Annotated in this window: 27 protein-coding genes, 1 tRNA gene and 1 pseudogene; 11 read left to right on the top strand and 18 right to left on the bottom strand. The window is 67.8% G+C overall.

The genetic code is table 11. The annotated features are described in order from the left end of the window. Positions 1 to 4: 4 nt before the first annotated feature. From MPTA5024_RS16190 to MPTA5024_RS16170, 5 genes are all read right to left on the bottom strand, one after another. Positions 5 to 889, bottom strand: a complete 885-nt coding sequence (locus MPTA5024_RS16190; protein ID WP_036326408.1) for an alpha/beta fold hydrolase — start codon at positions 887 to 889, stop codon at positions 5 to 7. A 178-nt stretch (positions 890 to 1,067) separates the two neighbouring features. Further along, the gene (locus MPTA5024_RS39015) at positions 1,068 to 1,946 is read right to left on the bottom strand and encodes an alpha/beta fold hydrolase (RefSeq protein ID WP_157099500.1); all 879 of its coding nucleotides are present in this window, start codon (positions 1,944 to 1,946) and stop codon (positions 1,068 to 1,070) included. 163 nt (positions 1,947 to 2,109) lie between these two features. Further along, a complete protein-coding gene (locus MPTA5024_RS40905) occupies positions 2,110 to 2,352 on the bottom strand; it encodes a hypothetical protein (protein ID WP_157099499.1) in 243 nt (80 codons plus the stop codon). Between the two features lie 72 nt (positions 2,353 to 2,424). Continuing rightward, positions 2,425 to 3,345, bottom strand: coding sequence for an RNA polymerase sigma-70 factor (locus MPTA5024_RS16175; RefSeq protein WP_036324850.1), 921 nt, complete (start codon positions 3,343 to 3,345; stop codon positions 2,425 to 2,427). 156 nt (positions 3,346 to 3,501) lie between these two features. Further along, positions 3,502 to 3,975, bottom strand: coding sequence for a carboxymuconolactone decarboxylase family protein (locus tag MPTA5024_RS16170; RefSeq protein ID WP_036324849.1), 474 nt, complete (start codon positions 3,973 to 3,975; stop codon positions 3,502 to 3,504). A gap of 303 nt (positions 3,976 to 4,278) precedes the next feature. On the opposite strand from MPTA5024_RS16170, the gene MPTA5024_RS16165 reads away from it, so the two are divergent. Then, the gene (locus MPTA5024_RS16165) at positions 4,279 to 4,707 is read left to right on the top strand and encodes a hypothetical protein (protein WP_036324848.1); all 429 of its coding nucleotides are present in this window, start codon (positions 4,279 to 4,281) and stop codon (positions 4,705 to 4,707) included. 120 nt (positions 4,708 to 4,827) lie between these two features. On the opposite strand, the gene MPTA5024_RS16160 is transcribed toward MPTA5024_RS16165, so the two are convergent. The 3 genes from MPTA5024_RS16160 to MPTA5024_RS16150 all read right to left on the bottom strand — a co-directional run bounded on the left by MPTA5024_RS16160 (position 4,828) and on the right by MPTA5024_RS16150 (position 7,993). Beyond that, entirely contained in the window at positions 4,828 to 5,670 is an 843-nt protein-coding gene (locus MPTA5024_RS16160) for a carbohydrate ABC transporter permease (protein WP_036324846.1), read from the bottom strand. Positions 5,671 to 5,680: 10 nt separating this feature from the next. Beyond that, on the bottom strand, positions 5,681 to 6,637 hold the full coding sequence (locus tag MPTA5024_RS16155) for a carbohydrate ABC transporter permease (protein ID WP_084369733.1): 957 nt from the start codon (positions 6,635 to 6,637) through the stop codon (positions 5,681 to 5,683). A gap of 78 nt (positions 6,638 to 6,715) precedes the next feature. Beyond that, the gene (locus MPTA5024_RS16150) at positions 6,716 to 7,993 is read right to left on the bottom strand and encodes an ABC transporter substrate-binding protein (RefSeq protein WP_036324845.1); all 1,278 of its coding nucleotides are present in this window, start codon (positions 7,991 to 7,993) and stop codon (positions 6,716 to 6,718) included. 714 nt (positions 7,994 to 8,707) lie between these two features. On the opposite strand from MPTA5024_RS16150, the gene MPTA5024_RS16145 reads away from it, so the two are divergent. The 3 genes from MPTA5024_RS16145 (at position 8,708) to MPTA5024_RS16135 (ending at position 11,376) form a co-directional block, all read left to right on the top strand. Next, a complete protein-coding gene (locus MPTA5024_RS16145; protein ID WP_051458237.1) occupies positions 8,708 to 9,445 on the top strand; it encodes a PhzF family phenazine biosynthesis protein in 738 nt (245 codons plus the stop codon). Between the two features lie 795 nt (positions 9,446 to 10,240). Next, positions 10,241 to 10,735: a sigma-70 family RNA polymerase sigma factor gene (locus MPTA5024_RS16140; protein ID WP_198167182.1), complete on the top strand. Its 495-nt coding sequence runs from the start codon at positions 10,241 to 10,243 to the stop codon at positions 10,733 to 10,735. Further along, positions 10,732 to 11,376 (top strand): hypothetical protein, encoded by a 645-nt coding sequence (locus MPTA5024_RS16135; protein ID WP_036324843.1) that lies wholly within the window; start codon positions 10,732 to 10,734, stop codon positions 11,374 to 11,376. Before MPTA5024_RS16140 ends, MPTA5024_RS16135 begins: the two co-directional genes overlap by 4 nt. Before the next feature lie 200 nt (positions 11,377 to 11,576). On the opposite strand, the pseudogene MPTA5024_RS16130 reads toward MPTA5024_RS16135, so the two are convergent. Further along, positions 11,577 to 12,109: pseudogene (locus MPTA5024_RS16130) on the bottom strand (IS5 family transposase); the annotation flags it as partial. Between the two features lie 291 nt (positions 12,110 to 12,400). On the opposite strand from MPTA5024_RS16130, the gene MPTA5024_RS16125 reads away from it, so the two are divergent. The 4 genes from MPTA5024_RS16125 (at position 12,401) to MPTA5024_RS16110 (ending at position 17,114) form a co-directional block, all read left to right on the top strand. Then, on the top strand, positions 12,401 to 13,045 hold the full coding sequence (locus tag MPTA5024_RS16125; protein ID WP_036324840.1) for a LysE family translocator: 645 nt from the start codon (positions 12,401 to 12,403) through the stop codon (positions 13,043 to 13,045). 703 nt (positions 13,046 to 13,748) lie between these two features. Then, positions 13,749 to 14,321 (top strand): hypothetical protein, encoded by a 573-nt coding sequence (locus MPTA5024_RS16120; protein WP_157099496.1) that lies wholly within the window; start codon positions 13,749 to 13,751, stop codon positions 14,319 to 14,321. Positions 14,322 to 14,481: 160 nt separating this feature from the next. Next, positions 14,482 to 16,473, top strand: coding sequence for a sensor histidine kinase (locus MPTA5024_RS16115; RefSeq protein ID WP_198167181.1), 1,992 nt, complete (start codon positions 14,482 to 14,484; stop codon positions 16,471 to 16,473). Continuing rightward, entirely contained in the window at positions 16,470 to 17,114 is a 645-nt protein-coding gene (locus MPTA5024_RS16110) for a response regulator (RefSeq protein WP_036324836.1), read from the top strand. The genes MPTA5024_RS16115 and MPTA5024_RS16110 overlap by 4 nt, the downstream gene beginning before the upstream one ends. 244 nt (positions 17,115 to 17,358) lie before the next feature. Here MPTA5024_RS16110 and MPTA5024_RS16105 read toward each other — a convergent pair. From MPTA5024_RS16105 to MPTA5024_RS16085, 6 genes are all read right to left on the bottom strand, one after another. Further along, positions 17,359 to 17,431, bottom strand: a tRNA-Ala gene (locus MPTA5024_RS16105). Positions 17,432 to 17,527: 96 nt separating this feature from the next. Beyond that, entirely contained in the window at positions 17,528 to 18,244 is a 717-nt protein-coding gene (locus MPTA5024_RS16100; protein WP_036324835.1) for an HAD-IA family hydrolase, read from the bottom strand. 39 nt (positions 18,245 to 18,283) lie between these two features. Then, positions 18,284 to 18,403, bottom strand: a complete 120-nt coding sequence (locus tag MPTA5024_RS43520) for a DLW-39 family protein (RefSeq protein WP_211264163.1) — start codon at positions 18,401 to 18,403, stop codon at positions 18,284 to 18,286. Between the two features lie 359 nt (positions 18,404 to 18,762). Then, positions 18,763 to 19,158, bottom strand: a complete 396-nt coding sequence (locus MPTA5024_RS16095) for an ATP-binding protein (protein WP_036324834.1) — start codon at positions 19,156 to 19,158, stop codon at positions 18,763 to 18,765. 135 nt (positions 19,159 to 19,293) lie between these two features. Next, positions 19,294 to 20,199, bottom strand: coding sequence for a helix-turn-helix domain-containing protein (locus MPTA5024_RS16090; RefSeq protein ID WP_036324832.1), 906 nt, complete (start codon positions 20,197 to 20,199; stop codon positions 19,294 to 19,296). Between the two features lie 56 nt (positions 20,200 to 20,255). Continuing rightward, on the bottom strand, positions 20,256 to 20,516 hold the full coding sequence (locus MPTA5024_RS16085; RefSeq protein WP_036324830.1) for a DUF397 domain-containing protein: 261 nt from the start codon (positions 20,514 to 20,516) through the stop codon (positions 20,256 to 20,258). 120 nt (positions 20,517 to 20,636) lie between these two features. On the opposite strand from MPTA5024_RS16085, the gene MPTA5024_RS16080 reads away from it, so the two are divergent. The 3 genes from MPTA5024_RS16080 to MPTA5024_RS16070 all read left to right on the top strand — a co-directional run bounded on the left by MPTA5024_RS16080 (position 20,637) and on the right by MPTA5024_RS16070 (position 22,779). Next, positions 20,637 to 21,227: an ATP-binding protein gene (locus tag MPTA5024_RS16080; protein ID WP_084369732.1), complete on the top strand. Its 591-nt coding sequence runs from the start codon at positions 20,637 to 20,639 to the stop codon at positions 21,225 to 21,227. A 134-nt stretch (positions 21,228 to 21,361) separates the two neighbouring features. Further along, positions 21,362 to 22,198: an SAM-dependent methyltransferase gene (locus MPTA5024_RS16075; RefSeq protein ID WP_036324829.1), complete on the top strand. Its 837-nt coding sequence runs from the start codon at positions 21,362 to 21,364 to the stop codon at positions 22,196 to 22,198. Positions 22,199 to 22,434: 236 nt separating this feature from the next. Further along, positions 22,435 to 22,779 carry an STAS domain-containing protein gene (locus MPTA5024_RS16070; protein ID WP_036324828.1) on the top strand — a complete coding sequence of 115 codons (345 nt, stop codon included), beginning with the start codon at positions 22,435 to 22,437 and terminating at the stop codon, positions 22,777 to 22,779. Between the two features lie 3 nt (positions 22,780 to 22,782). Here MPTA5024_RS16070 and MPTA5024_RS16065 read toward each other — a convergent pair whose 3' ends face one another. From MPTA5024_RS16065 to MPTA5024_RS16055, 3 genes are read right to left on the bottom strand one after another with little or no spacing between them, the layout of a single operon-like run. Then, positions 22,783 to 23,607, bottom strand: a complete 825-nt coding sequence (locus MPTA5024_RS16065; RefSeq protein ID WP_036324826.1) for an SRPBCC family protein — start codon at positions 23,605 to 23,607, stop codon at positions 22,783 to 22,785. Next, a complete protein-coding gene (locus MPTA5024_RS16060; RefSeq protein ID WP_036326393.1) occupies positions 23,604 to 23,939 on the bottom strand; it encodes an ArsR/SmtB family transcription factor in 336 nt (111 codons plus the stop codon). The genes MPTA5024_RS16065 and MPTA5024_RS16060 overlap by 4 nt, the downstream gene beginning before the upstream one ends. A 51-nt stretch (positions 23,940 to 23,990) precedes the next feature. Next, positions 23,991 to 25,814: a glycoside hydrolase family 15 protein gene (locus tag MPTA5024_RS16055; RefSeq protein WP_036324824.1), complete on the bottom strand. Its 1,824-nt coding sequence runs from the start codon at positions 25,812 to 25,814 to the stop codon at positions 23,991 to 23,993. Positions 25,815 to 25,970 lie beyond the last annotated feature (156 nt).

The raw sequence follows: 25,970 nt of genomic DNA, 5'->3' as shown, positions 1-25,970 counted from the left end.
CCGATCAGCCTCCACCGGTCGTCCTGATGAACTCGCGAAGGTGACGCAGGAGTGTTTCCGGCTGTTCCTCGGCGATCCAATGGCCCGAATCGTCGATCGGTCGGACCGTGACGTTGTCAGCCACCTCCGAGAGCATCTCCTCGGCCACCGGCAGAAAGAAGCTCGCGGTTCCTCCGAGTCCGAGCACGGGCATCGTTAGCTTCCCCTTGTCCGACAGGATGCGGCGGTTGTCATCTGCGTCCTTCTCGAAAGCCCGAAAGAGCTCGAGGCCCGCTCGCATGGCTCCGGGAGCCGTGTAGTCGGCGACGTATCGCTCAGCGTCCGACAGGGAAATGGCATCGGGATTCGCACTCAGCTTGACATAGAAGCTGCGCAGATACGGAAACTCGCTGCCGGCGATAAGCGTCTCGGCGACGTTGTCCGGTGCGCCGTGGAAGTGGAAGTGCCAGAGCGTCGCCTCACTGAACCTGGTCGTCGCCAGCACGCTCTCATATGCTTCCGTGCCCGGGATCGGAGCCTCCATGAGCACGAGACGCTCGACGTCATCCGGATGGAGGGAGGCGAACGCGTAGGCGACCAACATCCCGAGATCGTGACCGACAAGGATGATCGGGTTCTCCACGCCGAGATGATCGAGCAACGCTTTGACATCGCCTGTCATCGTCTGCTTGTCGTAGCCGCTCTCGGGCTTCGACGACCCGCCGGCCCCTCGGTAATCGGGGGCCACGACAAACCAGCCGTCGGAACGGAGCGGCTCCATGATGAGACGCCACTCCCACCAGGTCTGGGGCCAACCATGCAACAGAACGATCGTTCGATCATTTCCGCCGTTGCTCGGCGGCGTACCCGCGGTCACGTAGTGAATTCGGACACCCGCGTGCTCGAACATGTTGTGATGGAGCCCCTGCACCGCCGTACCTCCTGACGAGAGCTGACAGCTCAGATGATCTTCACCCGGCGAACGGACGATGGGGCCGGCGGCTTTTGCTAGGCCTCACGCACGCGTTCCAGGACATGCTCGGCCCAGACGTCAGGCGCTTCCAGGGGGCTGAAGTGCCCGGCGTTCTTCATGAGATGCAGTGTGTAGTCACTGTAGAAGTCGGACAGGTTGTCGCTCCATTCCTGCGGAAAGAGCGGATCCTTGCCGGGCCAGAGGATGGTGATGGGCTTGGAGAACCTGTCAGCGGGTTCCGGCTTCTTCTCGTTGGCGTAATAGGTGATGGGGTTCCCCTCCGGATAGCGGAACCACATGATGCGGCCACGAAAGCACCCGGGGCAGAGTGGTTCTCGGTCAGATGGTCGAGCAGCGCGTCCACGACTTCGGAGCCTGGAGCCGACCAGTTCCGCAGGCTCTCCTTCAGCACAGCGCGGACCGCGTCCGGTTTGCCATCGATGAGATCCTCCACCAGCGTCGTCTTGTAGAGGATCGCGTGGAGGAAGGCGTTGACTGCCTTCTCCTCTAGAATTCGCCGGCCGACCCCCATCGCCGGTGGCGCGATTACCAGAGATTTCGCGAGGTCGGGTCGCTTCACGGCGATCGTCTGAACAGTGAAACTGCCGATGTCGTATCCGCACAACACCACGTTGCTGATGCCGAGTTCGTCGATCAGGGCGATGGCGCCGTCCACCTGCCCGGACAGGGCGTAGGCGTTGCCCACGTCCTTCAGGTGCTTGTCCGACCTCCCGAACCCTCGCAGGTCGGGGACGACCACGTCGGCGGAGGGTGTCAGTAGAGGTAGCAGCGCGGAGTACTCCTTGTTGTCACCCGGACCGCCGTGTACGAGTACTACCGGCGGGCCTTCTCCAGATCGCAGGTAGTGCAGACGGAAACCATTGGTCGGCTTCGAGAACGGCACGGTCTGACCCCCGAATTTCTGCAGCCCCATTGCCCCGTACGAATGCGGCTCGGGCGGCGCCGCCTGCTTCGCTCGGAGCAAGCGCTCCAACGTTACCTCCGAGACGGTTGACAGCGCCGAAGGCGCGCCCCGGCCACGAGCAGCACACAGAATGCGATGGCTGTGATAAATGGGTGAGACGTTCGGCTGAGGGAGATAGTCGTCACCGCTGACTGCGATGAATGAGGCGGCGTTGTAGGCGGTCGCCGGATACCTAGTGTCGTCGCTTATGGATCATTCGCTGCACCAAAGTGGTCAGAACCAGCAACGGGGCCGCTACGCAGGCGATGTAGAGCAGTATCAATGCTTGGCCGGGATGGGCGCCGTAGGCTATATCTGAGTTGAATGCCAGCGACGGCTTGACGTGATGCCAACGTGTGATTTCCAGGTACATCAGATACCACGAACCGATCCACACCGCACCGCCGAAACCACTGAGCCACTTCATGAGGTGCATTCACCCAGTGTGGCACCGTAGGGAATGCGACGGCCAGGGCGGCACTTCGCGCCGTGCGCCCCGCGGACACTCTCATATGGGCCGGCGTGCCTGCCTTACTTCGCGGTCGATTGCCCATGCGTCCGCTACTGGGCCCATGTGCCTGAGCTTGTCGGGATTGATCACCGAGCGGATCGTCTGGATCTGCCCGTCGAGTACATCGAGCACCAGAGTGTGGAACACCTTGCCGTCGCGGTCGCGGAAGATCGCGCCTGGCTGGCCGTTGATCTCGTGCGGCTCGAACGTCACGCCGACCCGGGCCAGCCAGGGGAAGACGGAGGCGAGCAGCCGGGCCACGTTCTCGGCGCCGATGACGGCCCTGGCCAGTTGCGGGGCCTTGCCGCCGCCGTCGCCGACCATCGATACGCCGGCGGCGAGCAGTTCCTGCAGGCCGGCGACGTCGCCTTCGCGGAGAGCGCCGAAGAACCGCGACGCCAGTTCCTCCCGCTCTTTGCGGACCGCTTCGAAGCGCGGCCGTCCGGCCTCCATATGCCGCCGCGCCCGCACCAGCAGCTGCCGGCACGCCGCCTCCGACCGCCCCACCGCCGCGGCGACCTCGTCGAACCCGAAGCCGAACACGTCCCGCAGCACGAACACCGCCCGCTCCAGCGGGCTGAGCCGCTCCAGCAGCAGCAGCGCCGCCATCGACACCGAGTCGGCCAGCTCAACCGACCGCTCCGGATCCTGATACGGATCGTTCAGCAGCGGCTCGGGAAACCAGGGGCCCGCGTACTCCTCCCGCCGCACCCGCGCGGAGCGCAGCACGTCGATCGAGATCCGCGTCACCGCGGCCGACAGAAGAGCCTTGGTCGACGTGGGCTGGATCGCCGAGCCGTCAAAGCGCAGCCATGTCTCCTGCACCGCGTCCTCGGCCTCACTCACACTGCCCAAAATCCGGTAGGAGATCGAAAACAGCAGCGGCCGCAGCTCCTCGAACTCTTCGACCTTGCTCACGCGGGATTCCCTTCCCCCTGGAGCCCTCCCACCCCGCCGTACTCGCCGGCGCAGGCATCTTCTGTTGAAGATCCGGGTCACCGGCAGGCCAGGGTAACGCCCGCGAGCCCGGGCCCGGAGCCCGCAGCCGGACTCCGGGCCAGTTGCTGATGCCGTTCAGTGGAACTGCCCGGGTTCGTAGTCGCCGGCCGGCCGCCGGGTGATGATGTTCAGCCGGTTCACCGCGTTCATCATGGAGATCAGGATGACCAGGGCGGTGAGCTGCTCCTCGTCGTAATGCTTGGCGGCGTATGCCCACACCTCGTCGCTGACCCCGTCGGCGGCATCCGCGACCCGGGTGCCCTGCTCCGCCAGCACCAGCGCGGCACGTTCGGCCTCGGTGAAGACGGTGGCCTCCCGCCACGCCGCGACCAGGTTCAGCCGGACCGAGGTCTCGCCGGCAGCGGCGGCCTCTTTGGTGTGCATGTCGATGCAGACGGCGCAGCCGTTGATCTGACTTACGCGAAGCGCGACCAGTTCCTGCGTGGCGGTCGGCAGCGGCGAGTCCTTCAGCGCCTTGCCCGCCGACATGAAGTACTTGAGGACCTTGCCGGCGGTCGGGTCGGCGAAGTAGTTCAGGCGCGCGTCCATGGTGTGCTCCTCTGTGGTCGTCGGTGGCTACACCCCCTGAGACGAGGTAGCCCGACCCCCTGTGACATGGATGTCACCGACCACGCCATCCGCGCCTGGGCCACCTGAACAACTGCGCGAAAGCCGCGCGTTCACCAAGAACACACAGAACGGGTTCATAGACGAAGGGCTGAACGTGACGGCGTTTGACTCGGGTTTGTACGGATTATTTACCTGGACTTGTCCAGACCCGACAATCGGGTCAAAATCAGTTAATCCTTCAACTACTTGGTTGGAGGGGTCACTGCACGGATGAGGAGAGGCATGAAGAGCACCAACTCCGTTCTCGTCGCCGCCGGCGTCCTCGGCGCCATGCTCACCGGCATCAGTCCCGCGTCCGCAGCCACCCCCGCAGTCGACTGCTCCATGGGCGGGTACACCCGGGTTCTGAACAGCTATGTCCCCACCAACGTCGAACGGCCGGCGGTGGACGGTCGCAGCTACAACATCGGCGGTCCGTCGGGGTACACGTACGAGGTCTGCCTCGACATCCCGGACACCTCGACATTCACGATCGAGGTACGGATCTGGTCCAACGGTTCGCAGAGCGTGTTCGTGGACGACCGGCCCGGGGACAAGGTCTTCCGCTACTCGATCGGCCCCAACAGCTTCTGGCAGGTCTACGGCACGTTGACCGGGCCCGGCAGCACCTACATCTACTACACCTGGTACGAGAAGCAGATCCCGGCCTGACCCGGAACGGGCCGGCCGCCGCACTCGGCCAGGTGGCCGGCCCTACCCATGGCGACACGCCTGTCTGACATCAGCGCTCTGCTTCGCCGCGACCGCCGAGGCCCGTGAGCGGCGGCGGCCTCAGCCCTTGAAGGCGCCGTCCATGATGCCGGCCACCATGCGCCGGCCGACGAAGACGAACAGGACGATCAGCGGGAGGGTGGCGAGGAAGGAGCCGGACATGGCGAGGCCGAGGTCGATGTTGAAGTTCGTCTGCAGAGCCTTGATCGCGATCTGGACGGTGTACATCTCCGGCGACTTCAGCACCACGAACGGCCACAGGAAGTCGTTCCACGCGTAGACGAACCCGATCAGGCCGAGCACGAACGCGGCCGGGCGCACCAGCGGGAACGCGATGCGCCAGAAGATCTGCCAGGTGGTCGCCCCGTCGATGCGGGCCGCCTGGAGGATCTCGTCACTGATCGCGTTGGTCATGTGCTGGCGCATCCAGAAGATACCGAACGCGTTGGCCAGGCCGGGAACGATCAGCGCCTGCAAGGTGTCCACCCAGCCCAGCGAGGACATGATCATGTACTGCGGGACGATGGCGAGCTGGGTCGGCACGGTCATCGTGAGGACGACGAGCAGGAACAGCGCATCGCGTCCCCGGAAGCGCAGTTTGGCGAACGCGAAGCCCGCCAGCGCGCAGAACAACGCCTGACCCAGGCCGATCGTCCCGGCCACGACCAGGCTGTTGACGATCGACCGGACGAACGGCACGGTCGAGAAGACCAGGCCCGCGAGGTGGAAGAAGTTGCCTCCCGGGATGACTCTGGGGGGCATCTCCGTGGCCGCCGCGGTGTCGGTGGTGGCGACGACGAACATCCAGTAGAGCGGGAACACGCAGGCGAAGGCGGCAAGGACCAGCAGAGCGTAGACCCACCATCGGAGGCGGTCGCCGGACCGCGGTGTCGTCCTCGTCATGATCGCTCCCTCATGCCCTATCCGGGCGGGTCCGGGTGGACAGGAAGTAGTTGAGCGCGGCGAACGCGACGACCATCACGAACAGCGCCACGCCGATGGCCGCGGCGTAACCGAACTTGAACTGGGTGAAGCCCTGTTCGAACAGGAAGAGGGTCAGCGTCTGGCACTGGCGGATCGGCCCGCAGGTACTCGGCGCGCTCCGGGCGATGAGCAGGGGCTCGGTGAAGGTCTGCAGCCCGTAGATCGTGGAGGTCACGATGGTGAACACGATGACCGGCCGCAACGCGGGGATGGAGATGTGCAGGAACTGCCGCACATTGCCGGCGCCGTCTACGGCGGCCGCCTCGTAGATTGTCCGGGGGACGGCCTGCAGGGACGCGAGGTAGAGCAGCGCCGTGTAGCCGAACCACCGCCAGGTGATCATCACGGCGATCAGCGCGTGGCTGCCCGCCACCGACTGGATGAAGTCGATGGGCCCGATGCCCACCAGGCCGAGCAGCCAGTTCAGCAGCCCGTAGTCGCGGTCGAACATCTGGGCGAAGACGATGGCGGTGGCGGCCACCGAGGTGATGTACGGCACGAGCATCGACATGCGGAAGAGCACCGCGAAGCGCAGCCGGACGTGGTTGAGCAGGTGCGCCAGCACGAGCGCCACCAGCAGTTGTGGCACGGTCGACAGCACCCAGATGCTGACGGTGTTGCGCGCCGCGTTCCAGAACCGCCCGTCCTGGAGCAGCCGGGTGAAGTTGTCCAGGCCGACGAACACGTGCTCGCCGATCGGGTTCCAGTCGAACAACGCCACGTAGAAGGTGAACAGCAGCGGGATGAGGCCGAAAATCGCGAACAGCACGAAGAACGGGGCGATGTAGGCGTAGGGGGCCACGATCTCGGTGAGGCCGGCCCGCGCGGTCTTCACCGGTGCGGACGGGGCCAGGGCTTTCTTGGCGGGTCTGATGCTCGTCGTCACGGGTCTGGTCACTTCCCCGCCGCCGGGTGCCCGGAGTCCAGGACGCCGGGCGCCCGGCGGCGCTCGTGGCAGGGGGTGCTAGCCGCCGATGGCGTTCTTGATGTTGGACACCGCCGCGTCCCACGCCTTCGCGGGATCGCCCTTGCCCTGCTCGACGTTCTGGATGGCGTTCCCGAACTCCGTGCCGATCGTGGTGCTGTCCGGCCCGATGAGGAACGGCTTCAGGCCGAGCAGCGAGTTGGTGTAGATGGTGCCGATGGGCGCGCCGGAGAAGAACGGGTCCTTGACCGAGGTGAGCTTCGGGTCCTTGTAGACCGACGGGGTGGCGGGCAGCGACCTGGCCTGGGCGAAGTGGTCAAGCTGGCCCTGCGGCGACTGCGTGGCGGCGATGTACTCCCAGGCGGCCTTCGGGTTCTTGGCGCCCTTGGGGATGGCGAGGAAGCTGCCGCCCCAGTTGCCCGAGCCGCCGGGGATCGTGGCGATGTCCCACTTGCCCTTGGTGTCGGGGGCGTTGTCGCGGATGGCGCCGAGCAACCAGACCGGCGCGGCCACGACAGCGAAGTCCCCCTTCTTCATCGCGGCGCTCCAGCCGTCGGTGAACGAGCTCTGCTTGGCGGTGATCCCGGCGGCCACGGCCTTGAGCGCCTCGTCGAAGGCGGCCTTGACCTGAGGGCTCTTGTCGTACACCAGGTTGCCTGCGGGGTCGTAGTACTTCTCCTGCCCCTGGTTCACCACCTGCGAGTAGACGCTCGTGGAGGCATTGTCGAGGAACGCCTTTCCGGTGGCCGCCGTGTACTTCTTGCCGGTCTCGATGAAGGCGTCCCAGGTGGGCCAGAGCTTGCCCACCTCCTCGCGGTCCGTCGGCAGCCCGGCCTCCTTGAACAGGTCGGTCCGGTAGGCGATGGCCATGCCCCCGACGTCGGTCGGAATGCCGATGATCGAGCCGTCCTTGGCCGTGGGCTGGCTGATCACCCAGTCGAGGTAGTCGCCCTTGATCTTGTCGGCGCCCATCGTGCGCAGGTCGACGAAGTTCTGCGGTTGCTGGACGAACTTGGGCAGGTCGTCGCCCTGGATCAGCACCAGGTCGGGCACCTTGCCGCCGGCGAGCGCGGTGGTGAGCGCCTGCGCCGTCTCCTGCGCGTTCCCCACCTCGGTCAGCTTGATCTGCACGTCCGGCTTGATCTTCTTGTACTCCGCGACCGACCCCTTCGCGTTGATCCCGGTGAACGACCAGAATTCGAGCGACGAGCCGGCCGACCCGCCGGAGGAAGTCCCGGACGACGAGCCTGAGCACGCTGCCATGCTGAGGGTCGCGGTAGCGGCGAGCACGACCGCTGAGACCTTGCGGAACTTCACGGCGACCTCTTTTCCCTTGCTGTGGTCAGGGATGTGACGTGCGGCCCGGCATCGAGAGACTGTGCTGCGCTCGCCGGGCACCTCCTACCTTCAGGACCCCCGATGCTTTGCCTGGGGCGGCGGACGGCGACGCTGCCGTGCTACTTCAGGCTCCGGGCCGCGAGCGCCCGGACAGGTTCGGCTGACTTGGTGTTCACCTGCAGAGTCTTCTGACATCACTCTTGGGTCTGAAACTTTCGGGATGTCAAGTCGATCATTGCACCAGGACAATAGGCCTGCGACGACCGGAGCGTCAATATTCTTGGGGCGATGCGCCTGAAACAATCGGCCCGCCGGTTTTATGTTTCGGAACACCGCGCCCCTCCACCGAGACGACGGACGCGGCTGCCGGGCTGATCACCAGAACCGAAGGCGAGATCCCGCATCCCCTTGGATCAGGGAACGCGCCGGCCCTCCGGCTCGGCGATCGCCCTCGGACGTGCGCACGGCCAGGCGAGGAAAGAGCGCCAGGCCGAGAAACGATCAAAGCCCAGGCGAGGAACACGGTCCCTGGCCTGGGCTTGGAGGCGAAGTAGGATCTATCTCCTGCCAGGGGTCAGCAGACGGGCGCGTCAGAGGCAACGACGGGCTTCAGAGTCGGTTGACACGATGGCGCCAGTTGTTGATCTCGTCACCGCCGCTGTGCGTTGTCCTCTTGAGTCTCAAGGTGATGTCATGACTGATTGCCTGCTTGCACACGCGTTCATGAACGCGGACGGTTCCTTCGGCAACCCCGCCCTCGTCGTTGTCGAGCCCGAGGGTGTTTCGGTGACAAGGGAGCAGCGTCAGGCTCTTGCGACCCGGCTTGGCATCCCCGCCGTCGTCTTCGTGCAGAATCTCGCTCACGGGATCGTCAGCATCCATGGCAATTACGGCCAAGAGATCCAGTTCGGCGGGCATCCGCTTCTCGCGACGGTAGAGGTCCTGCATCGGCTCGGCACTCCCGTGAAGGAGCTCACGCCGGCCGCCGGACCGGTCAACTGCCGTCGCGACCCCGACGGCATGGTGTGGCTCAAGGCTCCTGCGGCCTGGTCCAAACCCTGGCGTCACCTCGAGATGGAGAGTCCCGCCATCATCGACTCGCTGACCGAGCTCCCTCCCGGAGAGGACTTCACTCAGGTATGGGCGTGGATGAACCGAGAAGCCGGCAAGGTGCGGGCGAGACTATGGGCACCACGCATCGGTAAGGGAGAAGACGAGGCATGCGGAAGCGCCTCAATGCTTCTGGCGCTCAAGCTCGGCCGCGACCTTGAAGTCGTTCACGGACAGCAGGGCTCGATCATCTTTGCCAAACCCGTCGATGACGTTGAAGTCGAGCTCGGCGGGCGCTGTACGGTCGAGGAACCTGACCCCGCGACCTACGCCCAGGTTGCGGAACTCTATGGCGACCGCGTCAAGGGTCAGCGAAGCTGATCACGAGGCGACGCCGTAGGCGCCCTTGACTCAATGGGCTCCACCGGGACACTCGGGCAGCGAGAAGGACGGGGGCCCCGGATGAGAAGTGGAGCGCCGTTCCTTGGTCCAGGCATGCGCCGTCCTACGCATCATTCCTCGGTCACATTCGCCTGTAGCAAGGAACGCTCCTGGACGTCCTGGAACCGCAGCCCAAACTGCAACTGGTGGCGGCCTCTTGACGCTGCCGAAGGACCTGTGTGATCGTGACATTTGCGCTGACATCTGCTTTGCGCCGGTGACGAGATTTCCCTCCACCGACACATTACAGATTTCAGCGACACGTGCCGTTCCCTGATAGGCGGTCCTGTCGTGCCTGCGTTCCTTGCTGCGCTGATTGCTGCTATTCCCTGGCTGACCTGCGCATTCATATGCTGTCTGGTCTTGACGTATGTCGCGGCTGTCTTAATAGCCCTGCTCCACTCCGACCCGCGACGAAGGGCTGACGCCAGGGCGGTCCTGGATCGTCATGCGTTCACCGTGCTGCGGCGGCGTGGATCGTAGCGGTTTACGGCGATCGCCATTCGAAGCTGATCGCGAGGCGAGGCGACGCCGGGAGTGCCTGGCGCGTTCTCGCGGATCGATGGTTCGGTCTGCAGCCTGACGGGTTCCTTGTGCTCGTCCTTGAACCAGAGAGTGAGGCCTTCGTGGTCTGACCGTCGCGGGTCTACGGAAAGCCGTCCAAGCGGTCGCAGTCTCCCGATGGGATCTGAGAAGTCCGGTAAGCGTCTCGCTGTGCTTGTGCGTATAGGGGATGTGGAGCATCTGGAGTTCGAGGAGTTTTACCAGGAAAGCCGGGATGCCTGCCTCCGGGCGGTGCTGGCGACCACGGGTGATCGGCAGTTGGCGGAGGACTTGGTCGCTGAAGCGTTCACGCGGGCGTGGATGTCGTGGCGGAAGGTGAGCCGGCATCCGGCGCCACACGCCTGGATCGTTCGCGTGGCGCTGAACACCCGGGTCACCTGGTGGCGGCGGCGCCGCCACGAGGTCGCCTTGGGAGGCCACGATGCCGTGGACCCCGCGGCGGCCGACGGGGCCGACGTGGACCCCGCTCTGCTGGTGGCGCTGCAGCGGTTGCCGCGACGGCAGCGGGAGGTGGTCGCGCTGCGCGTCTTCCTCGATCTGGACACCGAAACCGCCGCCAGAACCCTCGGGATCGCTCCGGGAACCGTCACCGCACATCTGTCGCGCGCTGTCGCGGCTTTGCGCGGCGACCTCGCAACAGTCAACAGCCAGGAGGGCGAACGGTGAACGACAATGATGTGCTAGGCGCGGTGCGGGACGCGATGGCCGAGGTGCACATGCACACGCCGGTGCAGGAACTCGTGGCGTCGGGCCGGTCTCGCCGCCGCCGCAGGATCGCGGGGACGGCGGCCAGCGCCGCATTGGCGACGGGCCTGGCGTTGACGCTGGCGATCGACAGCCCCCAGGTGAACGCACCGCCGGTCGCCGCCGGCAATCAGGTGCACGTGCACCTGGCCGCGTTCTCCGTCGACACCAACCCCGACGGCACGGTCACTGTGAAAATGACCAAGCAGGAGTCGCTAGATCCGGAGATCATGCAGCGAACACTGGCCCAGGCCGGCATCCCCGCCGAGATCACGATCAACAAGTGGTGCCAGCCATCGGACGCGTCGCAGGACCTGAAAGCGGACTTCCAGAAGGTCGTCGGGGAGGAAAAGCAGCCTGACGAAACCTCCATGATGGTCATCACGCCATCGGCGATGCCCCCGTCAACCAAGCTGATCATCGGCATGAGGACAGACGGCTACCAGCCCGACTCTCCGAGCCCGCTCGCGGTGTTAATGCGCCTGGTGCCCGACGACGCCCCGCTGACCTGTACCACGGACGTCCCGCCCAAGCCTGTGTCCAAGCCTGCATCCAAGTCCTAGATCACCAAGGATTCAACAGACGGCACATGGCCAGGTGACCCCTTTGGGCAGGGGGCACCTGGCACGTCTACTCGTCGGCGGACAACCACCCCCGATTTTCAGCCCGGAACGGCGTCCCCACGCCGTACCGCTGCCAGTCCCGGAGCCGACCCTTGCCGCTCTCCGTAAGCACAGGCGTGCTCAGGCGACTGAGTAACTGGCCGCGGGGAGCGGTGGAAGGACCACGGGCTCGTCCGCACGAGCGGCTCCAGGGCTTGGCTGTCGTGAGTGTTGGCCGCGCTGATCCCGACAGAGATCGGCAGACCTCCCCGTTCGGTGATGAGGTGGATCCTCGACCCACTCTTACCGCGATCGAGCCGATTCGGACCTGTCAGGTCCCCCCCTTTGCCGCGCGGACGCTCACGGAGTCGATCGCGCACCGCGACCAGTCCAGCCCGCCGCGCGAGCCCAACTCGTCCAGCAGAATCCGGTACAGCTTCGCCCACACCCGGGCGGCGCTCCACTCAGCGAACCGGCGGTGCACCGTCTGCCAGGACGCCCCGAAGACGGGCGACAGCTGCCGCCAGGTGCAGCCGGTGGTAGCCACGAAGATGATCGCTGCCAGGATCAGGCGGTCATCGGCCCGCCGCCGCCCGCCGCCCTGCGGACGCGTCGGCGACGGCGGCACCACCCGCTGGAACAGTTCCCACAACTCATCAGGAGCCAGCCGATTCAGGAACGTCGTCACGACGATTCAAACGATCATCAACCAAACAAGACACGGTCTTAATGGCCCGCGAATGGCCCGGCAATCTCGCCCGCGACCTGCCCCGGACCGGTGCCGGCGCGGCCCGTCTCCTGCCGTTTCAGTACTTGATGTCGTCCGCGGGCCTAGAACGGGAACGGGGGCGCATGAAGACACCGAGCAGCAAGAGCGTATTCTGCGGCAGGCGAGACGGGTGCTGCTGATGCGTCGTAGCCGTCCCTTGCAACTGGGCCGCCCATTCCGTATCAGGTGTCCGACGAACGACCAGGAGGTTGACCGGTGATCACTCTGACCGCAGTCGGAGGAGTGGCTCTGGTCGAACTGGGCATGGCCCTGACTCCAGGGCCGAACATGATCCACCTCGCCTCCCGCGCGATCACTCAAGGCCGCGGGGCGGGCCTGGTCAGCCTCAGTGGGACCGCCGTGGGATTCGTGTGCTACCTACTGGCCGCGGCTGCGGGCCTGTCCGCGTTGTTCGCCGCCGTGCCAGTGGCGTTCATGGTGGTCAAGCTTGCCGGGGCCGCATACCTGGCCTACCTCGCCTGGGGCATGCTCAAGCCCGGCGGCCGCTCGCCCTTCGCCCCGGCTCAGGACCTGACTCCGGTCTCCGACGCCCGCTTGTTCTCGATGGGGTTGCTGACCAACCTCCTCAACCCCAAGATCGCTCTCATGTATGCCGCCCTGCTGCCCCAGTTCCTGGACCCGCAGGCAGGTCCGGCCTGGGGGCAACTGCTCCAGCTCGGTGGTGTACAGATCATCGTGGGGCTCTCCGTGAACGCTCTGGTCATGCTGGGCGCAGCGCGGGTGTCGGGGTTCCTGGCCGCCCGGCCCCGCGCCATGACCGCCCAGCGGTTCACGGCAGGTGGCCTGCTCGGCGCCTTCGCGCTGCGTACCGCCCTGTCCCGCACTACTGTCTCCACCTGAGCCAGGCCCGCGTCACTGTGATGCCAACGCGGGCTCCGATACGGGGACGTTGACCGGATTCGTGAGGCGCTGCAGGGCTGGTAAGGGCCAGCGGCCCGAGTTGCCGTCGGCCGGGACCGGCCCCCAGGCCGCGCGTCCAGCCGCCCTTGTCAGCCTCGCACGAGGACAACTCAAGAGTGGATCGGACACGCAACGAGCACGGAAGAGCGCGAAGGCCGAATAACGATCAAAGCCCAGGCGGGGAAAACTACCCCTGGCCTGGGCTTTTGAGTGGGTGGAGCCTAGGGGATTCGAACCCCTGACTTCCTGCTTGCAAATCGGCCTGATCTGCAGGGGATACGGCTGTGACCTGCGCGAGCGGCAGTCCCCGAGTGACCGTGACTGCCCCCTGCTGACCGCCCTTAATGGCACGCTAATGGCACGACGATCACCGTTACGACCTGCAGCGGCGTACCTTGCGCGGCCCGTCCCTGATCCGGCCCCCTAAAAGGACGCCACGACGGAGCACGAGGAATCGTGGAAGCGGCTTCCTGGTGCCAGGCCCCGTTGGGCGGCGACTCGCCCCCTCCCCTCAGGATCAGCTCAGGGACATAGTGTCCCGAGGTTCGGTGATCGCAGACAGATGTGCAGGGGTCAGGCTGATTCGTACCGTTCCTGCTGTGCTGGTGGCAACGGGTCGCCGGCTCGACAGGAGGTGTTGACCATGGTCTCCACGGTCGTCGAACCCCGATCGCTCGGCCGGGCGAGGATCAGTTTGGTCGTGATGGCGGTGGTGGCCGCCGGCACGGCGATCTTCGACGTGGCGGCCCGACCCCGCGGCGGTACGGAGGGGCTGGTGTCGGTCGCCGACTACGTCTTCACTGCGCTGCTCCTACCGTTCGTTCTGGCTCCGCTCGCAACTCTCGCCGCGCTGCGTTCTGCTCAGCAGGGCCGGGATGGGCGGCTTGGCACGGTGGGGTTCGTCGTCACCGCGATCGGCCTGGCCGCGTTCCTGCCGTGCGGAATCCTGACGCTGGCGACGGGAGACGCCTCGTCTGGCGGCCCGCTTTATCCGCTGGCCATGCTCGCGTCCCTGGTAGGGCTGGTGTCGATGTCCGTCGCCTGGGTGCGCGCGAAGGCGCTGCCCAGGTGGATGCTGCCAGCGATCACGTTGGGGTGGATCTTCGGTGGGCCGGTCGCGGAGGGCGGTACGCCCGGTTTCCGGGGGGCGGCAGTGATTCTCGCGGCGATATGCGTGGCGGTCGCCGTGGCTCTGCGTCCACAGCAGGCAGCGTGAGCGGTTCCGGCCATGTCGGCCGCCGGGGATAATGACGGCACCGTCCGCTGGGAGGACCATGACCGCGTACGCAGAGCCCGTGGAGGCGTCGCGCGCTCCGGCCGGCGGCGACTTTCCAACCCGCGGGGGCCGCGTCGTGCTCGTGTGCATGGTCGCCGTCATGACGGCTCTGACCGGTGGCGGGCTCGTGCTGGCCGCGCTCAACAGGGTCGATGTGCGGGCCGCGCTGGGCGAGTTCTTCGTGGCGACGACGGCGTGCTCGGTCTCCTTCGGGGCCGTCGGTCTCCTGGTCGCGGCTCGTCGGCCCGATCTACGGATCGGCCGGCTGTTCTGCGGCGTGGCGCTCACAACCTCGGTCCCGGGTTTCATGGCCCAGTACGCGAGGTACGCGCTCGTGACCCATCGGGGCGCGGTGCCGGGAGGCCGGCCCGCCGCGTGGCTGGCTGACTGGACCTGGGCGGTCGGGTACGGGCTGCTGCTGGTCGGCGTGCCGCTGCTATTTCCCGACGGGCGTCTGCCAGGCAGGCGCTGGCGGCCGGTGGTGTGGCTGAGCATGATCGCGGTCGCCCTGACAGCGGTGGGCAGCGCCCTGTCCCAGAAGGCCAACCCGGACCTGCCCGAGGTGCCGAATCCCTACGCCGTCCCGGCCGCGGCGGGCCTAGCGGAGACGCTGGCCGGCGCCGGGACCGTGATGTTGATGGGCACGATGGCGGGTGCGGTCGGGTCGCTGGTCAGCCGCTACCGGAATTCGAACCGCCGGCAGCGTGACCAGATCCGCTGGCTGATGCTGGGTGCCGCGGTGATCGTGGCGGGCGCGATCGGCGTTCAGCTTGGTGGCGCCGTCGTCGGCGGATACCGCGACCCGGTGCTGCTGGCCTACATCGAGGCCGCGATCGGGCCAATCCTGGCCACTGCGATCGGCGTCGCGGTGCTGCGCCACCGGCTCTACGACCTGGACCTGTTGATCAACAGGACTCTCGTGTGGGGCGCCATGACCGCCCTGGTCATCGCCGTCTACGTCCTGGTCGTCGGATACCTCGGGGCGCAGCTCGACATGCGCGGCAGCGGCGTGGGACTTGTCGCGGCGGGCGTGGTCGCGGTGGCGTTCCATCCCGTACGCGAGCGGGTGCAGCGGGCCGTCAACCGTCTGCTGTACGGGCGCCGCGACGAACCCTACGCCGTGCTGACCGAGTTGGGCCGCCGGCTCGAAGCCACCGTCTCCCCCCAAGACCTACTGGGAACGATCGCCGACACGGTGCGGGACGCGCTGCGCGTGCCGTACGCCGCGGTCGAGGTCACCGGCACGACGGGAACCACCACCCGGGCTCAGGCCGGGGAACCGGGCGACATCGCGGCCAGGATCCCCCTGATGTTCGGCTCGGAGCGGGTCGGTGAGCTGACCGTCGCGGCACGCCAGCCGGGGGAGCCGCTGGGGCAGGCGGATCACCGGCTGCTGGCCGATTTCGCCCGTCAGGCCGGCGTCGCCGCCCACGCCGTACGGCTTACCACTGACCTGTGGGCCGCCAGGGAACGGCTGGTCACGGCCAGGGAGGAGGAACGGCGGAGGTTGCGCCGCGACCTGCATGACGGGCTGGGGCCACTGCTGGCGGCCCAGAGCCTGACCGCTGACACGGTGCGAGCCGTGTTGACCAGCGATGTCGCGAAGGCCGACGCGCTGTTGGTCGACCTGCGTACCCAGGCTCAGCAGGCGGTCGCCGACATCCGCCGCATTGTGCACGGTCTGCGCCCGCCGGTGCTAGACGACCGCGGACTCGTGGCCGCGCTGGAAGAACACGTCGCCCGCTACTCGCACACAGCGATGAGAGTCACCGTTGTCGCCCCCGAGCCGCTCCCGAAACTGCCTGCGGCAGTGGAAGTCGCTGCGTACCGCATCGCCACCGAAGCGGTTACCAATGTTGCCCGCCATGCCGGTGCCAGCCTGTGCGCGGTGACCTTGGCAGTGAACCGGGGATCGCTACATGTCGAGGTTTCCGACGACGGCGGCGGCCTCTCACCTGACCACATACCCGGGATCGGGCTGGTCTCCATGCGTGAACGGGCCGACGAGCTCGGCGGCCGATTTGTCATCCACAGCGAGCCCGGTGCCGGGACCCGGCTCACGGCCACCCTCCCGCTTCCGGAGACCACATGAACCCCCTGCGCGTGCTCATCGCCGACGACCACCCCATTTACCGCGCGGGTCTCAACGCGCTCATCGCCAGCCAACCCGACCTGGAACTCGTCGGCGAAGCCGTGACCGGGATCCAGGCCGTCGAGTTGGCCACAGCCTCGAGGCCCGACGTCGTACTGATGGATCTGACCATGCCGGACCTGGACGGCGTAAGCGCGACAAGCCGCATCATGGCCCTCGCCCCCGGCGTCGCCGTACTCGTCCTGACCATGTTCGACGACCGCGACTCCGTCCTGGCCGCCCTGAAGGCCGGCGCACGCGGCTATCTCGTCAAGGGCGCCGGCGGAGACGACGCCCTGCGCGCAATCAGGGCAGTCGCCAAGGGCGAGATCATCATCGGCTCCGAAGTCGCCGCCGCAGCGCTCCACCAGCTCACCACACCACCGGCCCAGGTCACGCCGCACCCGTTCCCGGACCTCAGCGAGCGAGAACGCGAGATACTCCGGTTGCTCGCCGCCGGCTACACCAACGCGTCGATCGCCGAACGCGTGCATCTGTCGCACAAGACCGTCCGCAACTACGTGTCCGTCATCTTCCGCAAGCTCCAGGTCACAGGACGCGTCGACGCGGTGATCAAGGCACGTCAAGCGGGACTCGGGTGAGTGCACCACAGGGCCCCCGTGAGCGACTAGTCACGGTCGAAGGGAAAAGCGAAGAACCCAGCACGCCCGCCGCGATCATCTATCAGCATGCGACCGACGAGTGGCGGCACCAGGTAGCCAAGCAGTTCGACGGCCTCGCACGAGGACAACTCAAGAGCGCAACGGACATGCAAGAGCGCCAAGGCCGATTAACGATCAAAGCCCAGGCGAGGAACACGGCCCCTGGCCTGGGCTTTTGAATGGGTGGAGCCTAGGGGATTCGAACCCCTGACTTCCTGCTTGCAAAGCAGGCGCTCTGCCAGCTGAGCTAAGGCCCCGAGTCAGCCGTACCTGCGCAAACACGCAGATCGTCATGCTGTCGGTCGCGTACACCGTAGCAACAGCGCGCGCCGGCGCGCCACTCGATACGCGGGTCAGCGCGCGGAGGCCCGGGCCTCGGAGGCGGGCGCCTCGGCGCCGAGGAGGAGGGCGGGGAGGTCGGCGATGGAGTCGAGGATGTGCGTGGCGCCGCCCCCGAGGAGGCGCTCGCGGCTGTGCACGCCGGTCAGGACGCCGGCGACGACGGAGGCGCCGGCGCGGCGGCCGCAGAGCATGTCGCTCTCGGAGTCGCCCGCGACGGCCACGTGCCGCACGTCCTCGACGCCGGACCGCAGAACGGCCGTCAGGACCATGTCGGGGTAGGGCCGGCCGCGGCCCGCGTCCTCCGGGCAGAGGGCGAGGTCGAACTTGTCGGCCCAGGGGAGGGAGCCCAGCACACGTCCGAGGGTGGAGCGGCTGAACCCGGTGACGAGGGCGATCCTCACACCCGCGTCGCGCAGCTTCTCCAGAGCCTCGACGGCGCCGGGCGCCGGGACGAGCCCGGTGCGCTCGATGGCGCCCTCGAAGGAGCGCTCGAACGTCAGGTTGGCCGCCTGCGCCTGCGCCTCGTTGCCCGGGAAGATGCCCCGGAAGACCTCGATCTTCGGGCATCCCCGGGACCTGTGCACATGCACCATCGCACGGGCATAGGCACTGGTCCCGGGAACGATGCCCTGCGTGGCGATCGCCTCGGCGAACGCCCGCTCGACCATGTCGATGTCGCTGATCGTGGTGCCGGCCAGGTCGAGACAGGCCAGCTTCACGGGCGTCACTCCCGTTCCTTTGCCACGATCACGCACCATTCCGTGTGGTCAGTTCTCGCTACCGGTGGCCTCGGTCCACAGGTCCAGCTCGGCGCGGTCGGCCTGGACCTTACGCCAGACCAGGAGCCCACCGAGGGCGACCAGGGCGAGAACAAGCAGCTTCTTCACGGTGTGACCCCACTTCTCAACGGTCTCACCTGCCGGGTGAGACAACGCCCGGTTCTTCAGTTCCCTGCAGCCTAGCAAGGCTTCGGCGCCCAGCCCGGATTGCTCCGAATTCCGGTGGACCGAATCATGGAAAGCGGCGTGCCCGCCGGGTGTGCGACACGTTCCGTACGGCGGGTGGGTGAGATCAGAAATGCCCAGCTCGCGTGGGAGTTAACCCTCGCGGACCGGGACGGGGGGCGGGGGCGGAGGTGGAGTTTCGGACGGCGGTCTCCGGCTCCGCTGACAGCGGAAGCGATCGGAGCACCCGCGACCCGCCCAGGGAGGTCACGGGGACGCGTGTCACCCGAGGGGCGTCCGGATCAGGCGAGGGAGGCGCAGAGGCGGACGGCGGTGCCGTCGGAGCCCGTACGGACCGTCAGATCGGCCAAGCGGTTCATCAGCCACAACCCCCGGCCCCCGAAGTCGAACCGGGTGGCCGGCTCGTCCCTGTCGAGGGCCTCCGCCGGAATCCCCGGCCCCTGGTCCGTGATCTCGCAGATGAGCACCCCCGGCTCCCGCCACATGGCGATCCCCCTCGGGGGTGTCCCGTACCGGACGGCGTTGGTCACCGCCTCGTGCACGGCGAGCACGAAATCCTCCAGGGCCACACCCTCCAGCCCGGCCTCCTGCGCGGACACCGTGACGAGATGCCGCACCCGGGTGACCGAACTCCGGTCGAACTCCAGGCTGAGCAGGCTGCCCGTCAAGGTCCTCACCGCCTCCCGCTTCCCAGCACACTGGCACTACTCCATTTACCGCCTATACGCACCTGACACGTATTTTCGGCCACAGCTTGTTCCGGCGGGCGCGGGCGTGCGGCAGCCAGGCTGATGGGGACGTTAGCGCACAGGTCAGAGCTCCGTCATGACCCGCTGGAGCATCCGCTTCGTGTCCGCCACAGGGTTGGCCTCCAGGCACAGCCGCTCCATGACGGCGAGGTAGCGGTCGGTCTCCTCACGTTTGTCCAGGTAGATGGCGCTGGTGAGCTGCTCCAGGTAGACCACGTCCGGCACGTCGAGCTCGGCGAAGCGCAGGATGCTGTACGGCCCGCCGGCCGCGGCGTGGCCTCCGACGCTGAACGGCACGATCTGGAGCGTGACATTCGGCAGTGTCACGAGGTCGAGCAGGCGTTCCATCTGGGCGCGCATGACGTCGGGTCCGCCGAGCGGACGGCGGATCACGGCCTCGTCGATGACCGCCCACAGGTGGGGCGGGTCGGGCCGGGTGAGGACGGCCTGGCGGTCCATGCGCAGCCGCACGCGGCGGGCGATCTCCTCCTCGCCGGCGGTGGGGTGGCCGAGCCGCACGACGGCCTTGGCGTAGTCCTCGGTCTGCAGCAGCCCGGGGACGAACTGCACCTCGTAGTTCCTGATCGAGGTAGCCGCCTGCTCGAGGCCCACGTACGCCTCGAACCAGGACGGGAGGACGTCGTCGTAATTGTGCCACCAGCCGGGGGCGTTCGCCCGGGCGACGAGCGAGAGCATGGACTCGCGCTCGGTCTCGTCGGTCACGCCGTAGAGCGTGAGGAGGTCGCTGACATCGCGGAGGCGGAAGCCGACCCGGCCCAGCTCCATCCGGCTGATCTTCGAATGAGAGGCGCGGATGGCCCGCCCGGCCTCCTCCAGCTTGATGTGCCGGCCCTCACGAAGGCGGCGGAGCTGGGTGCCGAGCAGAATGCGCAGGACGGTAGGGCTGCGGTCCGGCAGTGCCGTGAGATTGCGGGGGTGAGGCGCACCCTCCGTGGAGGCCGCAGTCATATGGGGTCCTTCTGGGTGCACCGATGTTTACGCCACGTTCACGATACTCCGCAGGATCAACGACGCAAGGTCTGTGAATGCTCAAGTATCAAGTCGTCGAACTCCCCCTCTTTCGCCGACTTCAGGAACTCCGCCACCTCACCCGGGTGGTAGACCAGCACCGGACCGGACGGGTGCCGGGAGTTCCGCAGGGCCACTCTGCCGTCGGGAAGCCGGGCCAGTTCGACGCAGTTGCCGTTCGGGTTGCTGTGCCGGCTCTTGCGCCAGCACACGTCGCCCAGCTGTGAGGCCGGCATTCCGTTGTATACAGCGGTCATATGTGCCCTCGTTTCCGCTTTTTCCCGGCCAGGATACGACTTTCGTGCAGTTGCACGTGCATCCGTACTTGCACAGCGGCACCATCGGGAGCACTATGACTAACTGAGTCATCACGCCACATGGCCGACAGCAACCTCATAGGGCTCTCAATGACTGGTTATCGGACAGACCGCGCTTCCCTCGCCGAAGCCGATAGCGAGGGCTGGGAACCCTGGCTCAGCACCCTCACTCAGGTCTTTCCGGACGGGATGCGGTGGCCCTGGGCGCCGGAGGACGACCGGCCCGTCGTGCTGCAGGTCGCGGTCCAGGACTTCCAGCGCGAGACGTTACCCGCCCGCAGCGCGCGGCGGTTCACCACCGGGGTGTTGCGGGCCTGGACGATGCCGGAGGTGGCCGACGACGCCGCGCTCGCGGTCTGCGAACTGGTGACGAACGCCGTCCGCCACGGGCTGCGGCATCCCGCGATCCATTCGGCGCCGGTCCGGCTGCTCATGTTCCGCTCGTGCCGTTCGCTGCTGTGCATGGTCACCGATCCGAGCAGCGACCCGCCGGTCCTCCGTGAGCCCGACTACGTGGCCGAGACCGGCCGCGGCCTCCAGGTCGTCGCCGGCGTGAGCCGCATGTGGGGGTGGACCGCGCTGCGTCCCACCGGAAAGGCCGTATGGGCCGGTTTCTGTGACGGCAGGGCCAGGATCGAAGCCTGCCGCTGAGCCCCCGTCCGCCTGCCGCCCACGACGCGCTCGCCACCCTTGACGCTCCGGTGGCGCGGCGCGGGAATGCCGGTACGGCCGCCTTCACCGGTTCCGCTGCCGTTACCATCGGCATCCGGGCCGAATGGAGGAGCATGCCGGGTTTCACGAGCGTCGAGCCTGCCGGCTTCGATCCGGCCGTCGCCAACGAGGCCCGGGTCTACGACTACTGGCTGGGCGGCAAGAACAACTTCGCCGCCGATCGGGAGGCCGCCGAGCGGGCCATCGCCATCGCGCCCGAGTTGCCGATGATGTGCCGTGAGGGGCGCAGGTTCCTCGGCCGGGTGGTCCGCTTCCTGACGGACTCCGGGATCCGGCAGTTCGTCGACATCGGGTGCGGCCTGCCGACGCAGGGCAGCGTCCACGAGATCGCCCGCGAGTGCGCCCCCGACGTCACGGTCGTGTACGCCGACAACGACCCGGTCGTGGTCTCCCACGGCCAGGCGCTGCTGAAGGACGACGAGCGCACCGCCGTCATCAGGGGGGACCTCAGGGACCCCGACACGATCCTCGACCACCCGGACCTGCGCCGGCTGGTCGACCTGGACCGGCCGGTGGCCGTGCTCCTCATCTCCGTCCTGAACGTCATCTCGGACGACGAGCTGGTGGCCGCCGTCACAGCCCGCCTGCGTGAGGCGATCGTCCCCGGGAGCTACCTGGCCGTCTCCCACGCGGTCTCCGACATCCGCCCGGAGACGACGGCGAGGCTCGCCGCGCTGTTCCAGGACGCCCGCCTGGTCACCGGCTCCCGACGGCCGCAGGTGCGCAGCCGCGCCGAGGTCGAGCCGCTCTTCGGGGACCTCGAGATCGTCGAGCCGGGCATCGTCCAGGTCATGGACTGGCGCCCGGACCCGGGAAGCCTCCGGCCGCCGTCGGACAAGATGTGGGTGCTCGGCGGCGTCGGCCGCAAGAAAACCGCCCGGAGCAATTGACGCCCTGTTCAGGGGCCTTATACCGACTTATCCCCACAGACTTTTGATCTTTGGTGAATATTACCTGGGCAAACCATTGACACCTGTACTACCGGACGACGACGCTCGAAACATCCCTTCGTCCTGGACAGCAGGAAGGTAGGACTCGTGATAATCACCACGTCCTGCACCGGGATCGCCTTCCCGTCCGTGGGCTCCGGCGCTTCCACCGGCCACCAGCCACGCCCGGGCCTGGGGTGACCTCGCTCGGAGGTCCCCAGGCGGGGCCCGGCGAGTTCGGTGAGGGAGACGTCCTCTACACCGACCCACATCTGCGCGTCGTCTGGTCGACGGCCGACTCGTCCCTGCTGCTGAACGGCGAGCTCGACGTGTCCAACAGCGACGCCGTGGGCACGGCCCTCGCGCACGTGCGCGGCGGCTCCGGCCCGGTCGTCGTCGACACCGGCGGCCTGCGCTTCGTCGACCTCGCCGGTCTGCGGGCGCTGCTCGCCCCCGGCCCTCTCGGCGGCCCCTCCGTCCGGCTGCGCAACGTGCCGCCGTACCTGCGCCGCCTGCTCGACATCCTCGGCCAACCCGCCTGAGCGCTACGGCAGCAGGTCGCGGGCGAGGGCCTCGATGCGGTCCCGCCAGGCGGCGAGCGCGGGGGCGGGATCGGCCAGCCCGGTCTCGGTGACGGTCAGCCGGGCGCCGTGGCCGGTCCCCTGCGACAGCTCCCAGCGGACCCTCCCGTCCTCCGCCTCCAGCAGGGCCCGGTCCTCCACCCCGCTGATCGTCCCGTACGGGCCGGGGGCGGGCGCACCCACCCGCGCGGACGGGCCGCCGAGGCGGCGCCAGACCTCCTCGACCGGCCGGGTGAGCTGGCGCTCGAACCGCACCCGCCAGCCGTCCCCGTCGCGCTCGGCCGTCCCCTCGGCGAGGCCGAATGCCGCCACGTACGACTCGTGGAGGTGGGGGAAGTTGTCCTCCGGCAGGCGGACGGGCCGGTCGTCGAGGGTCGCCTCCAGCGCGTCGAGGCACACCTGCCACCCGGACGCGTAGCTGGCGGCCGCCGGGCGGTCGTGGAAGACCTGGGTGAAGACGAGCAGGCAGCCGCCCTCCTCCGGGCGCAGCTCGATGCGGATCTCCGTCTCGCCCTCGTAGCGCATGCCGGCGGGGGCGTCCTGCCGGAAGGCGAAGACCCGCGGCCGGTCGGCCTCCGTCACGACGCCGTCCGCCGTGGTGCCGTCCTGGTTGGTGAACCGGATCTTCCCGCCGACCTGGAGGTCCAGCTCGGCGACCGGGAACGGGTACCAGTGCGCCAGTTCGGCGGGCCGGGTGACGGCGCGCCACACCTTCTCCACGGGATGGGCGAGCGTGCGCTCCATGCGCAGGACGGTCCGGCCGCCCTCGGTCGTCAGGGTCTCGTTCACTGGTCGTCCTCCTCGTACGGGGGTTCGTCGGGCATGGCGTCCAGGCGGCGTTCCAGGGCGTCGAGGCTGCCGGCCCACAGCCGCCGGTACGGCGTGAGCCACGCGTCGATCTCGGCGAGCGGCTCGGGGCGCAGCTCGTACCACCTGCGCTGGGCGTCGTGGCGGACCCGGACCAGGCCGGCGTCGCGCAGCACCCGGAGGTGCTTGGACGTGCCGGGCTGGGTCAGGCCCAGGCGTTCGGTGAGCTCGCCGACCATCCGGGGGCGCTCCAGCAGCAGATCGAGGATCCGCCGCCGGGTCGGCTCGGCGAGCACGTCGAAGGTCGATGACACGATCCCGAACATACCCAGCGAGTTATATGAACGCAAGGGAATGTGAGCTGGTCATCCCAGGGCGTGGTCGAGGCAGAAGGCCGCGCTGATCAGCGACAGGTGGGTGAACGCCTGGGGGAAGTTGCCGAGCTGCTCCCCCGTGTGGCCGATCTCCTCGGCGTACAGGCCGAGGTGGTTGGCGTAGGTCAGCATCTTCTCGAACGCGAGCCGGGCCTCGTCCAGCCGTCCGGCCCTCGTCAGCGCCTCGACGTACCAGAACGAGCAGATGGAGAACGTGCCCTCCTGGCCCGCCAGGCCGTCCGGGCTGAGACGGGTGTCGTAGCGGTAGACGAGCGAGTCGGAGACCAGTCCGCTCCCGAGCGCGTCGAGCGTCGACAGCCACTTCGGGTCGGTCGGCGAGACGAACTTGGCCAGCGGCATCATCAGGACCGAGGCGTCGAGCAGGTCGCCGTCGAGCTGCTGGACGAACGCCCGAAGCGAGGGCGACCAGCCGCGCCGCATGATCTGCCGGTAGAGGGCGTCCCTCGCCTCACGCCAGTGGGGCAGGTTCGAGGGCAGCCCCCGGTGGATCGCCATCCGCATGGCCCGTTCGATCGCCACCCAGCACATCAGGCGGGAGTAGACGAAGTTCTTCCGGCCGCCGCGGGTCTCCCAGATGCCCTCGTCGGGCTGGTCCCAGTGGTCGCACACCCAGTCGACGAGCGTGCACACCTCCTCCCAGCGGTCGCTGGAGATCGGGCGCCCCCACTTGTCGTACAGGTAGATGGAGTCGATCAGGGCGCCGTAGATGTCGAGCTGGAGCTGGCCGACGGCGGCGTTGCCCACGCGCACGGGCGCGGACCCGTCGTACCCCTCCAGGTGGGTCAGCTCGTACTCCGGCAGGTCGCGGCGGCCGTCGATGCCGTACATGATCTGCAGCGGGCCGGTCGGGTCGGCGCCGTCCATGCCGACGTGCTCGGACAGGAAGTCCATGAACGCCTCGGCCTCCTCGGTGAAGCCGAGCCGGAGCAGGGCGTACACGCAGAAGGCGGCGTCGCGGATCCACACGTACCGGTAGTCCCAGTTGCGCGGGCCGCCCAGCTGTTCGGGGAGGCTCGTCGTCGGGGCGGCGACAATGCCGCCCGTCGGCTCGTAGGTGAGCAGCTTCAGCGTCAGCGCCGACCGCTGGACCATCTCGCGCCAGCGCCCCCGGTAGCGGGACCCGGCGATCCACCGCCGCCAGAATCCGACGGTGGCCCGGAACTGCTGCTCCGCCTCCTCCAGCGGGCATCCCCGCATGTCGACGTGCTCGTCGAGGCGGTCGAGGGCGAAGACAGCGGTCTCGCCCTCGTGGAGCTTGAACTCCGACACCACGTCCGGCCCGTCGATCTCGAAGGGGGCCGTCGTCGTCAGCGAGAGCGCGAGCGACGGCGCCCGGAACAGCGCGTGGCCGCCGTGACGGGTCACCTGGTGGGCCTCGGTGCCGTACCCGAAGCGGGGAGCCATCCGGGCGCGGAACTCCAGCGAGCCCCGCACGCAGATCACCCGCCGGATCAGCCGGTGTCGGTCGATCTCGCACCGCTCCTCCCGCACCGGCATGAAGTCCTGGACCTCCCCCACGCCGTCGGGCGCGGAGAACCGCGTGATCAGCACGTTGGTGTCGGGGAAGTAGAACTGTTTGGTCTTGGCCGGGACGCAGGGCGCGAGCGCGAACGACCCGCCGCGGCCGGCGTCGAGGATCGAGCCGAACACGCTGGGGGAGTCGAAGCGCGGGCAGCAGTACCAGTCGATCGTGCCGTCGGCGCCCACGAGCGCGACGGTCCGCAGGTCGCCGATCAGCCCGTGGTCGGCGATCGGCAGATAGCGCGAGCCGTTCGAAAAGCCGGTCTCCCCCATGTCGGCCCTCCCCGCGTCCCCCGGGTCCGGGCCCTGCCGTCGCGGGCCCCGGACCTAAGCCCACGCTACGACGCAGGTCACGGGGCCCCGAGGGCGGGCCGCCCGGCCACCGGTCGCGGCGGTGGACGGCGCGGCCCGGCCGGGCGGACGGTGCCG

It is taken from the genome of Microbispora sp. ATCC PTA-5024, from assembly GCF_000511135.2.
GTDB lineage: Bacteria > Actinomycetota > Actinomycetes > Streptosporangiales > Streptosporangiaceae > Microbispora > Microbispora corallina.
This window is presented reverse-complemented; position numbering and strand designations above follow the sequence as displayed.